General features: G+C 66.6%; 11 protein-coding genes. All 11 read left to right on the top strand.

What is annotated here, in order from left to right:
- Window positions 1–68: 68 nt before the first annotated feature.
- The 11 genes from GFH49_RS10760 to GFH49_RS10710 all read left to right on the top strand — a co-directional run bounded on the left by GFH49_RS10760 (window position 69) and on the right by GFH49_RS10710 (window position 12,365).
- Entirely contained in the window at window positions 69–1,721 is a 1,653-nt protein-coding gene (locus GFH49_RS10760; RefSeq protein WP_155055610.1) for a M4 family metallopeptidase, read from the top strand.
- 69 nt (window positions 1,722–1,790) lie between these two features.
- Window positions 1,791–2,300 (top strand): DUF1990 domain-containing protein, encoded by a 510-nt coding sequence (locus GFH49_RS10755; protein ID WP_155055609.1) that lies wholly within the window; start codon window positions 1,791–1,793, stop codon window positions 2,298–2,300.
- Window positions 2,301–2,335: 35 nt separating this feature from the next.
- Complete coding sequence (locus GFH49_RS10750; protein WP_155055608.1) at window positions 2,336–2,782, top strand: SseB family protein; 447 nt, start codon at window positions 2,336–2,338, stop codon at window positions 2,780–2,782.
- A complete protein-coding gene (locus tag GFH49_RS10745) occupies window positions 2,779–3,390 on the top strand; it encodes a hypothetical protein (RefSeq protein ID WP_155055607.1) in 612 nt (203 codons plus the stop codon). The genes GFH49_RS10750 and GFH49_RS10745 overlap by 4 nt, the downstream gene beginning before the upstream one ends.
- A complete protein-coding gene (locus GFH49_RS10740; RefSeq protein ID WP_155055606.1) occupies window positions 3,390–8,111 on the top strand; it encodes a putative T7SS-secreted protein in 4,722 nt (1,573 codons plus the stop codon). Before GFH49_RS10745 ends, GFH49_RS10740 begins: the two co-directional genes overlap by 1 nt.
- Before the next feature lie 84 nt (window positions 8,112–8,195).
- Window positions 8,196–8,612: a contact-dependent growth inhibition system immunity protein gene (locus GFH49_RS10735; protein ID WP_230396229.1), complete on the top strand. Its 417-nt coding sequence runs from the start codon at window positions 8,196–8,198 to the stop codon at window positions 8,610–8,612.
- An 85-nt stretch (window positions 8,613–8,697) separates the two neighbouring features.
- The gene (locus tag GFH49_RS10730; RefSeq protein WP_155055605.1) at window positions 8,698–9,147 is read left to right on the top strand and encodes a hypothetical protein; all 450 of its coding nucleotides are present in this window, start codon (window positions 8,698–8,700) and stop codon (window positions 9,145–9,147) included.
- 190 nt (window positions 9,148–9,337) lie between these two features.
- Window positions 9,338–9,814: a hypothetical protein gene (locus GFH49_RS10725; protein ID WP_230396228.1), complete on the top strand. Its 477-nt coding sequence runs from the start codon at window positions 9,338–9,340 to the stop codon at window positions 9,812–9,814.
- Window positions 9,815–9,915: 101 nt separating this feature from the next.
- On the top strand, window positions 9,916–10,362 hold the full coding sequence (locus GFH49_RS10720; RefSeq protein WP_155055604.1) for a hypothetical protein: 447 nt from the start codon (window positions 9,916–9,918) through the stop codon (window positions 10,360–10,362).
- Window positions 10,363–10,512: 150 nt separating this feature from the next.
- On the top strand, window positions 10,513–10,800 hold the full coding sequence (locus GFH49_RS10715) for a DUF6881 domain-containing protein (RefSeq protein ID WP_155055603.1): 288 nt from the start codon (window positions 10,513–10,515) through the stop codon (window positions 10,798–10,800).
- 137 nt (window positions 10,801–10,937) lie between these two features.
- Window positions 10,938–12,365, top strand: a complete 1,428-nt coding sequence (locus GFH49_RS10710) for an IS1182 family transposase (protein WP_456243052.1) — start codon at window positions 10,938–10,940, stop codon at window positions 12,363–12,365.
- Window positions 12,366–12,513 lie beyond the last annotated feature (148 nt).

Below are 12,513 nucleotides of genomic sequence, written 5' to 3'. Positions count from 1 at the left end.
ACCCCAGATGCCACTCTTCCCACACCACCGCACAACTTCCCAACTAACCCCACACACAAGGAGCTTGTGTGAACCGCCCGACCCCCCACTACGCGCGTCGCAGGCGCACCACTCTGACCATCGCCACCGCCATCGCGGCCGGAGCCCTCCTCACCACCGCGCTGACCACCGGTGCCTCCGCCGAGCCCGCACGGTCCGGCACCGACCAGGCCTCCGCCGCCCCCCTGGCCCTCACCCCGGCCGCCCGCACCGCCCTGATCAGGCAGGCGGACGCGGCCACGACGGAGACCGCCGACGAGATAGGCCTCGGCGCGGAGGAGAAGCTGGTCGTCAGAGACGTCATCAAGGACGCCGACGGCACGGTCCACACCCGCTACGAGCGCACCTACGCCGGCCTGCCCGTCCTCGGCGGCGACCTGGTCGTCCACGAGAACGCGTCGGGCAGGACCGAGGGCGTCACCAAAGCGACGAAGACGGCGATCAAGGTCGCCGACCTGACCCCCGAGATAACCAAGTCGGCCGCCGAGCAGCAGGCAGTGAAGCTCGCCAAGGCGGCGGGCTCCACCGAGTCGGCGGCCGAGAACGCGCCCCGCAAGGTCGTCTGGGCCGGGGACGGCAAGCCGACCCTCGCCTACGAGACGGTCGTCGGCGGCCTCCAGGAGGACGGCACCCCGAACGAACTGCACGTCGTCACCGACGCGGCCACCGGCAAGAAGCTCTACGAGTACCAGGGCATCGAGACCGGCACCGGCCGGAGCCTGTACTCCGGCACGGTGACGCTCGGCACCTACCTGTCGGGCTCGACGTACCAGCTGTACGACACCTCGCGCGGCGGTCACAAAACCAACAACATGGCCGGCACCACCGGCTCCTCCCCGGGCACCCTGTTCACCGACGCGGACGACACCTGGGGCACCGGCACCGCCTCCGCCTCCACCACGGACCAGACGGCCGCCGTGGACGCCGCCTACGGCGCCCAGGTCACCTGGGACTTCTACCAGGACACCTTCGGCCGCAACGGCATCAGGAACGACGGCGTGGCCGCGTACTCCCGCGTCCACTACGGCAACCGGTACGTCAACGCGTTCTGGGACGACAGCTGCTTCTGCATGACCTACGGCGACGGCGTGGGGAACACGCGGCCCCTGACGTCCCTCGACGTGGCCGGCCACGAGATGACGCACGGTGTGACGTCGAACACCGCGGGCCTGAACTACAGCGGCGAATCGGGCGGCCTGAACGAGGCCACGTCCGACATCCTCGGCACGGCGGCCGAGTTCTACGCGAACAACTCCTCCGACGCCGGTGACTACCTCATCGGCGAGAAGATCAACAGCTCCCCGCTGCGCTACATGGACCAGCCGAGCAGGGACGGCTCCTCGGCCGACTACTGGTCCTCGTCGTTGGGGAACCTGGACGTGCACTACTCGTCCGGCCCCGCGAACCACTTCTTCTACCTCCTCTCCGAGGGCAGCGGCGCGAAGACGATCAACGGCGTGTCCTACAACTCGCCGACGGCCGACGGCTCCACGGTCACCGGCATCGGCCGGGGCAAGGCCGTCCAGATCTGGTACAAGGCGCTGACCGAGTACATGACCTCGACGACCGACTACGCGGGCGCCCGTACGGCGACCCTGAGCGCCGCTACCGACCTGTACGGATCCGACAGCACCGAGTACCGGGCGGTCGCCGCCGCCTGGAGCGCGGTCAACGTCAGCTAGCTGCCACCAAGTTGACAGGCGGCACCCGGAACGACGGCATTTCCGGATGCCGCCCTACGCTTGTCTCCCATGTCCTTCACGTACGACGACGTCGGCGCGACCCGCGAGCGCGGCTACTGCCCGCCCGGCTTCCACCCCATGAACGTCCGCACCCGCATCGGCGAGGGCGAGCCGGTCTTCCGCCGCGCGTCCGAGGCGGTCCTGACCTGGGAGATGCACCGCGCGATGGGCGTGGGCATCGACGCGAGTGCCGACCGCGCGGAACCCGGCGTGGACGTCACCGTCACCCTCGCCGGGCTGATCAAAGCCCCCTGCCGCGTGGTCTGGACGGTGGAGGAACACCGCAGGGCCGGCTGGGCGTACGGCACCCTCGCCGGCCACCCCGAGTGCGGCGAGGAGGCCTTCGTCGTGGAACGCACCGGCGACGGCACCGTCTGGCTGACGGTGTCCGCCTTCAGCCGTGGCGCCAAGTGGTACGCCCGCGCAGGCGGACCGGCGACCCGGGGCCTGCAGCACGCTTACGCCCGCCGCCTCGGTACGACACTGCGCCGACTGTGCGCGCCGTACGAGGAGCCGTGAGGCCATGTTTGTTTCCCTGATCGTTCGCTTGTGCGATGAGCGGTGATGTCTGTGAGTGGGGGTGGGTGTCTGTTGTGAGTGCCGGTGCGTTGCGGTTGCGGTTGCGGTTGGCGGATCTTGCGGCGGCCGGTCTGGGTGATCTGCGGGCGGTGGTGGGGGAGTTCCGGCGCGCTGAGGTGTTGGTGGCGGTGGTGGACGGGGCGTTGTTGTCGGTGGAGGCGGGTGGTGTCCGCTGGTTGCCGGTGTTCACGGATGTGGCGGCGCTGGAACGTTTTGCTGGGGCGCGGGGTGAGGCTGTGCCTGGGTGGGTGGCGGTGTTTGGGGCGCGTTTGCTGGATCAGGTGGTGCCGGAGGTGGCGGCGGTGGGTGGGCCGGTGGGGATCGCGGTGGATGCGGGGAGTGCGGCGGGGATGGTGCTGCCTCCGGTGCGGGGGATCGTTGCGGACGCGGTGGCGGTGGATGCGGAGGGGGCGAGCCGGTGAGTGGTGGGGGCGGTGGCGGTTACCAGGTCGATCCGGAGGCGCTGGCGCGGATCACGCGGGGCATCAATCAGGCGATGGATGAGCTGAAGGAGTTGGGTTTCGACATCGAGGCGAATCTGGGGCGGGGCTTCGGTGATCTGGAGCTGGCGGGCCTGGAGGTGGGGGATGCGGGTCTGCGGGAGGTGTTCGCCGACTTCTGTGAGCGGTGGGGCTGGGGTGTGCGTTCGCTGATGCAGGATGCGAATGAGTTCGCGGGGCGGCTGAATTTGTCGGCGGGGATCTATCACGAGCAGGAGCAGTACGTCTCGGACACCTTGAAGACGGCGTGGACGGCCGCCGCGGGCAACCCGTATCTGACGGCGGAGGAGGCCGGGCAGCGGTCCTGGTCGGACACGCTGAAGGACAATGCCGTCTCGCAGGTGGCGGGCGCGGATTACAGCGCGGAGTCTGTCGCGGCGGGCGCGGATGCGGCCGGGCAGGCCTGGGTGCAGGCCGGGCAGGACGTGGACAGTTCGACGGTGACGCCGGATGCGCTGCTGGATGCGGACACGGACTGGCAGTGGGGCGGGCCGCCGGAGGCAGCGGCGCCGGGGGAGGGTGAGCGCTGATGGGATTGGGGGATGCGCTCAACAGTCTCGGGGACGGCCTGGAGGCGGCTGTCGACGGGGTGAAGGAGGGTGTCGGGGAGGCCGTCAACTGGGGTGCGGACCGGGCGGCGGACGGGCTGTCCGCCGTCGGTGCGGACGGTGCCGCGGAGGGGGTTCGCGACTTCGGCGAGGGCGTGAACAACCGGCTGGGCGGCGAGGTCACCGAACGCGCTCTGGGTGAGAGCGAGGACCCGAAGGAGCTGGTCCACGGCAGTGCGGGGGCGTTGGAGGCGCGGGCGCGGCATCTGCGGGACTTTGCGCGGGCGTTCGAGAACGTCGGCCAGGGGATGCGGTCGCTGGACACCGGCGACGGCTGGCAGGGGCAGGCGGCGGACGCGTTCCGGGCGAAGTTCGACATGCAGCCCCGGCAGTGGCTGAAGGGGGCGGATGCGTGCGGGGAGGCGGCGGGGGCGCTGGAGGCGTACGCGGACACGGTGCGCTGGGCGCAGCAGCAGGCACAGACCGCGATCGACGCCTACCGTGCCGCGCAGGAGGCCTCCCAGCGGGCGGCGGACGCCCACAACACGCGGGTGGATGCCTACAACCAGGCCGCCGAAAAATACAACACGGCCGCTTTAGCGGGCCGCGATCCGGGCGAGAGGCCGACCGAACCTGGCACCTTCACCGACCCGGGCGTGGCGGGCAGGCGGGAGGCCGGGGAGATCCTGGCGGAGGCGCGGCGTCAGCGCACGGATGCCGCCCGGGACGCGCAGCGCCGGATCGCCGCCGCTTTGGAGTCGGCGCCGCCGAAGCCGGAGTTCACCGACCGGGTCGCCGCGAACGCGACGGACGCGTTCGTCGGTACCCAGCTGAACTCGGTGCATGTGATGGGCGGGCTGCTCAGGGGCGGCACGGACGTGCTGAAGCTGGCCCGCACGCTCAACCCGATGGACCCCTACAACCTCACCCATCCCGGGGAGTGGCTGGGCCAGTCCAACATGCTGCTGGCCGGGCTGGTGGGCACGGCCGCCCACCCCGAACGCCTGCCCGCATCACTGCTGGGCAGCGGCTGGCGCAGCGACCCCGGCGATGCGATGGGCTACCTCGCCTCGAACCTGATCGGCGGCAAGGGAGCCGGCGGCGTGGCCCGGGGGGCCGCTCGCGGGGCCGCCAAGGGGGCGGCGACGGGAGCGGCCCGGGAGGGGGTGCGTGCCGGGCTGCGGGATGCCGCCCGGAGGCTGTGGTGCAAGACTTTCGGCGGCGACCCCGTCGACATGGCCACCGGCCGCATGTCGCTGCCCCAGACCGACGTCACTCTGCCCGCCGGGCTGCCCCTGGTCTTCTCGCGCCAGTTCGAGTCCTCGTACCGGGCGGGCCGCTGGTTCGGCCCCGCCTGGACCTCGACGGCGGACCAGCGCCTGGAGATCGACGCCGAGGGCGTCATCTTCATCCGCGAGGACGGCTCCCTGCTCGCGTATCCGCACCCCGCGCCCGGCGTGCCGGTCCTGCCCGTGGACGGCGAGTGCCACCCGCTGACCATCGACGCCTACGGCGACTACACGGTCACCGACCCCGAATCCGGCCGCACCTGCCACTTCGCGGCCCCGGGCGGCGACGGCAACGGCATCGCCCTGCTGGAACAGATCACCGACCGCTCCGGCACCCAGTGGCTGACCTTCGCATACGACCGCGAGGGCGCCCCCACGGCGATCATCCACTCGTCCGGCTACCACCTGAAGATCACCACCGCCGGCGAGCGCATCACCGCCCTGCACCTGACCGACACCACCGCAGACGACGACACCAGCACCGAGCTGGTCCGCTTCGGCTACGACGAGCAAGGCCACTTGTCGGCAGTGACGAACTCCTCCGGCATACCAACCCGTTTCACCAACGACGAACTGGGCCGGATCACCGCCTGGACCGACACGAACAACTCGTCGTACCACTACGCCTACGACGACCAGGACCGCTGCACCTTCCAGACAGGCGAAGCGGGCCACCTGCGCAACACCTACACCTACGACGACACCGACCCCGATACCGGCCACCAGGTCATCACCGCGACCAACTCCCTCGGCCACAGCACCCGTTACCACATCAACAGCGACCTACAAGTGGTGGCGGAAACCGGCCCGGACGGCGCGACGACCCGCACCACCTACGACCGCCACGACCGCCCCCTGACCGTCACCGACCCCCTCGGCAGGACGCAGAGCTACGCCTACGACCAGGCAGGCCGCCCGATCATGGTCGTCCGCCCCGACGGCCGCTACACCAGCATCGGCTACAACGACCAGGGCCTGCCGGTCTCCATATCCGGCGCGGACGGCACCCACCTCACCCAGCAGTTCGACGAGTACGGCAACCGCACGCAGGTCACCGACGCCTCCGGCGCCACGACCCGCTTCACCTACGACGAACTCGGCCACCTGGCGGCGATCACGGACGCGATGGGCGCGACCACGACGGTCCGCTGCAACCCCGCAGGCCTGCCGTTGGAGATCACGGACCCACTGGGCGCCGTGACCCGCTACGAACGAGACACTTTCGGCCGCCCGGTCACCCTCACGGACCCCACGGGCTCAATAACCCGCCTGGAATGGACGGTCGAGGGCCGCCTGTCCCGCCGCACAGCCGCCGACGGCACCACGGAGTCCTGGACGTACGACGGCGAAGGCAACACCACCAGCCACACCAACCCCATGGGCGCCGCCACCCGCTACGAATACACCCACTTCGACCTGATGTCGGCCCGCACCGGCCCGGACGGCGTCCGCTACACCTTCACCCACGACACCGAACTACGCCTCACACAGGTCACCAACCCCCAGGGCCTGACCTGGAGTTACGAATACGACCCGACGGGCCGCCTGACCGCGGAGACGGACTTCGACGACCGCCGGCTGACGTACTCGCACGACGCGGCTGGCCAACTCACCGCCCGCACCACAGCCTCCGGCCAGACCATCCGCTTCGAACACGACGTGCTGGACCGCGTACTACGCAAGGACGCAGCCGGAACGGTCACGACGTACGCCTACGACACGACAGGCGCCCTGGCCCAGGCAACCAGCCCAGACGCGATCCTGGAGTTGCAGCGCGACGAACTGGGCCGCTTGATATCCGAGACGGTCAACGGCCGCACCCTCACCTACACCTACGACACACTGGGCCGCCGCACCAGCCGCACCACCCCAACAGGCGCGACCAGCACCTGGACCTACGACACGGCCGGCAACCGCACCGAACTCACCACCTCCGGCCACACCCTCACTTTCACCCACGACGCCGCAGGCCGCGAACTGACCCGCCACATCGGCGAAACGATCACCCTCACCCACGCCTTCGACCCGCTGGGCCGCCTGACAAAACAGCAACTCACCGGCCCCGCGAACCAGCGCCTCCAGCAGCGCGCCTACACGTACCGCGCCGACGGCAACCTGACCGCCATCGACGACCACCTGACCGGCACCCGCCGCTTCGACCTGGACGCCGCAGGCCGGGTCACCGCCGTCCACGCCGCGAACTGGACGGAGTCCTACGCCTACGACACAGCAGGCAACCAGACACATGCGTCTTGGCCGACCCCCATGCCAGGCCAGGAGGCAACCGGTGATCGCACCTACACCGGCACCCGCATCACCCGGGCGGGCAACGTCCGCTACGAACACGACGACGCGGGCCGCATCACCCTGCGCCAGAAAACCCGCCTGTCCCGCAAACCGGACACCTGGCGCTACACGTGGGACGCCGAAGACCGCCTCACATCCGTAGTAACCCCAGATGGCACGACATGGCGATACACCTACGACCCCCTGGGCCGCCGCATCGCCAAACAACGCCTCGCCACAGACAACGAAACCGTCCTGGAACAGGTCGACTTCTCCTGGGACGGCACAACCCTGTGCGAACAGACCACGCACACCCCAGGCACCGACGGTCCGGCCATCACGCTCACCTGGGACCACCAGGGCCTGCACCCCCTGACCCAAACCGAACGCAAGACGACGCCGGCTCCCGCCATCGGCGCTTCGCAGGAGGAGATCGACTCCCGCTTCTACGCCATCGTCACCGACCTGATCGGCACCCCCACCGAACTGGTCGACGAACAAGGCGACATCGCCTGGCACACCCGCACCACCCTCTGGGGCACCACCACCTGGAACCGCACCGCCACTGCCTACACCCCCATGCGCTTCCCCGGCCAGTACCACGACCCCGAAACCGGCCTCCACTACAACTACTTCCGCCACTACGACCCCGAAACCGCCCGCTACACCACCCCCGACCCCCTCGGCCTCACCCCCGCACCCAACCCCACCACCTACGTCCACAACCCTCTTACGTGGATCGACCCACTGGGACTCACTCCATGCCGTGATCTCGGGTTGCGGCAGAACGCGGTGGATGCGATCAGAAAGCTCGAAAACATCAAGAAGGACCCACTCGGAGAGATCAATTCGCAACCGAATCACAACCATTACAGCGCTGCTCGTCGCGAGGCACAGGGCGAAGTCGTAGCACGGAAGCCAGACGGCACACCGTTTGACCATATTGCAGACTTGAAGGGAGCGCGCAACGGTTTGGACAATGTTCGGTTGGCCCTTGAGAGAGAAATACAGAATCCACTCTCGTCGATGACTGAACGCGGTATGGAGGTCCTACTGAAGAAGCGCAAGGAAGCCATCGAGGAACTCGACCGATTGAATGGCTTCCTGCACTCCATAGGACATCGGTGACAGCAAGACGTAATGTGGGCACAACCAGCGTCAAGCAGCACCGCCTAGCGCGTCATAGCAGGTACGCCATGAGAGGAATCGACGATGCCTCAGTTTATTGATCGCACCAAGTCACTTGAGCAACTGGAGGGCGAACGCTGGGGCGATCCGCCAGCGGACTCAACGTCACTGGTCAGGACCATCTACGAGTGGCGCCGACGCCCCATCGGAACTTTGGAACCCCACGAGCTTGCACGTTTGATCGGCCAGAATGTCGGCTTGCGATGGCTGCTCCCGCTGGGCGTGGAGATTCTTCGAGAGGAGGCGATCGGACAGGCTGCAGGCGGCTTTCTCGATGGTGACTTGTTGTATGCAGTCGTCACCAGGAGTCCCGACGTATGGACAGCCGATCCTGAGCTCGGCCGTCAACTCAAAACTACAGTATCAATGTTGACTGAACTGTCACGCTACCTGAAACAAGAGGTCGAAACATTCCTTGCGTCACTCCCCGAGGATATCTGAGATATCAATCCAGAAATCACCGGGCGTGGTTGGTATCAAAATCGGTAAGGGCGTTTCCGGCCCCTGCTGAATTGAGAGGTATCCGTTGGCAACGAAATTCCACTACAGAAAGCGCAGCCCGCTCGGCGGACTGGCTGCCGACATCAGCGCTGAGGCCGACACCTCTGGAACCATCCCGAGGTGTGCCATGCAGATCAGTGGAAAGCTCTGGCTACAGTTGCCGGATGCTCCGATGAACTGGCGTGACGTCGCGTGGATGATGTACGGCCTGTCGCTGCATTCAGAAAGCCTGAACACCCTGCACCCGCAAGGCCTCACGGTGAGAGTAAAGAGTTTCTCATTCCCGACGAGTGACTACGTTCCCGAGGTCGCCGCTTTCGCCATGGAAGGGTGGGTACGAGAGGCGTTTAGTCTGGCACCAGCAGGCATCAGCGTAGAATACGACGCCGCCAGGTCTGGTTACGACTTCTCATGGGATAGCGGCATGCCATTTTCCGACGAGGTCTCGGGCATCCCTCTTCGTCACACGTGGTGAAGGTGAGCCATTCTGCGTCTATTATGAAGCGTCGTCGACGAGATGAAACAGGCATGACGGCACGCACCCGCCACCAATTGGCCGCACGTCGCCAGCGCCGCCCACCTGGGCGATAACCCGAGCGCCACGCCCTCCCAGGTGGCCTCGGCGCTGACCTCGGCCAGCGTGGTTGCCAGTTCCGGGACCGTAGATGGTCCGCGTCCAGCGGGAGTTGAGGCAGCAGCCAGCTGATCACGTTGAGGACGAGACCCCTAACGGGACACGGGTTATTGGCCGCCATACAGTCATTAGTCCGAACGACGCCGGAGAAGGAATGTATAGAGAGTTCATCGTCCCTGACGACCACGAAATCCTCGAAACAATCGGTGAGTGGCCCGAAGCCGAGGAAAGCAGCAGCGTCCGCCTGCTCACCTTGCAAGGTGAGGGTGACGCGTCCATCTCATTCTCCTACGATGCGCTCGCCCGATCAGTGAGAGTTCGCTGGAAAAACGGAAAGGGGCAAGACATTCTCGACGTCTTTCGTGAAGGCGCAACGCGCATGGCGGTGTACTCCAGCGAGAGCGCCAAATATATCTTGCTGGATTTCCATATGGGTGAGTGTGTCGGAAAGATGGAAATTCAGACATCCCCAAACCTGGCTGTCAAGGATCATCTACTCTTTGCCTAGCAGTTCAGACGTTCAGACCGCATATTATGACTCTTGACAGGACGGGTCAACGCTTATCAGCAGGTCGGCCAAAAACACCATTTCTACTACCCTGGGGACAAGTGGTGGCGAGCAACGATTTGCGCATGAAGCTTCGGCGACGCAGAGAGGAGGAACGCGCGTCAAAACTTCCGGAATCGCTTATCGGCATGCGCAATTTCGGATACGTTCAAGAGAGCGAGATCCCCGACTGGACGCGCCGAAAACTCACAGAATGGACCCGATCGACATCGTCAGCAGACTCTCGGATTTGCGACAAAAGTAGGGATGAGGCCGATCGATGGATTGAAGAATTCGCTGATAGGGCGGGAACAGGGAAAAGGTTCTACTGTCGCACCGGAATGCACTTTTTCCCTTGGATTGATTGTGAAGCCACTGGGAGCGGGTGGGCGAAGGCACTTCGCACAGCGATCAGCCGCGACCTGGTGATCGTTTCCCATGACAAGAAGTTCCTGATTGTCTTCTTTGAAGAAGAGTACGAATGCCTTGGGTTCTGCAGCGCGCAGTAGCTGCGCAAAATGCATCATCCGTCCAGCCAAGCCCCACACCGCCTGGGGATTGTATGGTGCTCCGACGACCGGCCAGACGTGCATCGTATCCCCAAACCAGCAGCCCTTTGACGTGGCTGGACGAGTAATAGGCCATGGCAGGAGCCGATTATGCAGTATTGGAAAGTTATCTGGCATCACGACTTCGAGGAAGAGTCGGTGGTCTTCTTCAGCGAAATCGGCGAAGATGGCTACGAGACGCGCAAGGTGCAAGAATATCGCGATGGGCGCCTCCTGTACACCGACGGATCGAACGACAATACAGCAATTGGACTGAGTGAAATTCCCGTCGGAGATATCGAAGATGTTGCCGCACAGCCTGAATTCTCTGCATTCGTCATCACGGAAGCAGAATTCGAAGCAGCATGGAATCGCGCAACTCTCAACGGGAAACTCTAGGAGCGTGTCTCAGTAACGGGCAACCCGCCTATGGTTCGTGATCATTGGTGCGGGATGATCACGGTATGCATGGTGGGGATGGGCTGTTCGAGGTCGAGCCGGTCGAGAAGAAGCGGCCGATGGGTCCTGCGGTGGCGGTGGACAAGACGTTCCGGGCGTTCGACCCGCATCAGGTCCTGCTGCTGCCGCCGTCGCTGGATGACTGGCTGCCCGAGGACCACCCGGCCCGGTTCGTCGCCGACCTGGTCGACGAGGTGCTCGACCTCGGACCGGTCCTGGCGGACTACACCGAAAAGCGCGGCTACCCGCCCTACGACCCCCGGCTGATGGTGCGGCTGCTGATCTACGGCTACACCACCGGGGTGCGCTCCTCCCGGGCGATCGAGCGCCGCATGGCCGACGACGTCGCGTTCCGGTTCCTGGCCGCCGGCCAGGCCCCCGACTTCCGCTCGATCGCCCGGTTCCGCCGCCGCCACCTGGACGCACTGGCCGGTCTGTTCACCCAGTCGCTGCACCTGGCCATGCGACTCGGCCTGGTCAAGATGGGCCGCGTCGCGCTGGACGGCACCAAGCTGGAGGCCAGTGCCTCCAAGCACAAGGCGATGAGCTACGGCCGCCTGGTCGACAAGGAAGAGCGGATCGAGGCCGAGATCGCCCAGCTGGAAGCGAAGGCCCAGGCACTGCTGGCCGACGCGGAGGCCGCCGACGAAGCCGAGGACCAGGTCTTCGGCGTGGACGGCAAGGAGGTGGACCTGCCCGCCGAACTGGACCGGCGTGAAAAGCGCCTGGCGAAGCTGCAGGCCGCCCGCGCGCAGATCGAGGCCGAGGCCGCCGACAAGGCCCGCAAGCATGCCGAGGACAAGGAACGCCGCCGTCAGCAGCGCGCCGGCACCAGTGATGAGCAGGCCGTCACCGACGCCGGCGAGGCGACCGCCGCCAGGGCCCGGCCCAAGCCCAAGGCGCAGGCCAACTTCACCGATCCCGACTCGCGGATCATGAAGAACAGCGACGGCGCCTACATCCAGGCCTACAACGCGCAGGCCGTAGTCGACGAGGAACACCAGGTCATCACCGCCGCCGACGTGACGTGCAACCCCTCGGACGCGCTGAACTACACCCTGATGCTTGACCAGTCCGCGGCGAACACCGGCGCCCACCCCAAGCAGGCGCTGGTCGACGCCGGATACTGCTCGGAAGCCAACCTCGAAGCCGCCAAGGACCGCCAACTGGCCTGCGGCACCGACACGTTCATGGCCACCGGCCGACTGGCCCACGACGAGCAGGTTCCGCCCGCTCCACGCGGACGCATCCCCAAGGACGCCACGCTGAAGGAGCGCATGGCCCGCAAGCTGCGGACCAAGCCCGGCCGGGCCGCCTACGCCCGCCGCAAGGCCATCGTCGAACCCGTCTTCGGACAGATCATGACCTGCCACAACGGCCGCCGGCTCCTCCTGCGCGGCGAAGACGGCGCCCGCGGCGAGTGGCGACTGCTTGCCGCCTGCCACAACCTCCGCAAGATCTTCCGCCACGCCGGACCGACCGGCCTCGCCGCCGCGGCCGACTGACCAACCGGGCCGCCCCGGCCACCGCGGGCCGAAATCCCGGCCCGACCGACCCGCCCGTCGGCCCCACAGGCGCTGACCGGACCACCGCGACCGATCCCGCCGATCACGACCTCCCGGCCAGTTGCCCGTTACTGAGACACGCTCCTAG

The organism is Streptomyces blattellae, from assembly GCF_009709555.1.
GTDB classification, from domain to species: domain Bacteria; phylum Actinomycetota; class Actinomycetes; order Streptomycetales; family Streptomycetaceae; genus Streptomyces; species Streptomyces blattellae.
Note: the sequence above shows the minus strand (reverse complement) of the source record. Positions and strands in the feature narration are given on the sequence as shown.

What these genes read in the sequence shown, in the direction of transcription:
- GFH49_RS10755 (WP_155055609.1), top strand. Translation starts at nt 1,791, where the DNA reads ATGTCCTTCACGTACGACGACGTCGGCGCGACCCGCGAGCGCGGCTAC.
- GFH49_RS10750 (WP_155055608.1), top strand. Translation starts at nt 2,336, where the DNA reads ATGAGCGGTGATGTCTGTGAGTGGGGGTGGGTGTCTGTTGTGAGTGCC.
- GFH49_RS10740 (WP_155055606.1), top strand. Translation starts at nt 3,390, where the DNA reads ATGGGATTGGGGGATGCGCTCAACAGTCTCGGGGACGGCCTGGAGGCG.
- GFH49_RS10735 (WP_230396229.1), top strand. Translation starts at nt 8,196, where the DNA reads ATGCCTCAGTTTATTGATCGCACCAAGTCACTTGAGCAACTGGAGGGC.
- GFH49_RS10725 (WP_230396228.1), top strand. Translation starts at nt 9,338, where the DNA reads ATGGTCCGCGTCCAGCGGGAGTTGAGGCAGCAGCCAGCTGATCACGTT.
- GFH49_RS10715 (WP_155055603.1), top strand. Translation starts at nt 10,513, where the DNA reads ATGCAGTATTGGAAAGTTATCTGGCATCACGACTTCGAGGAAGAGTCG.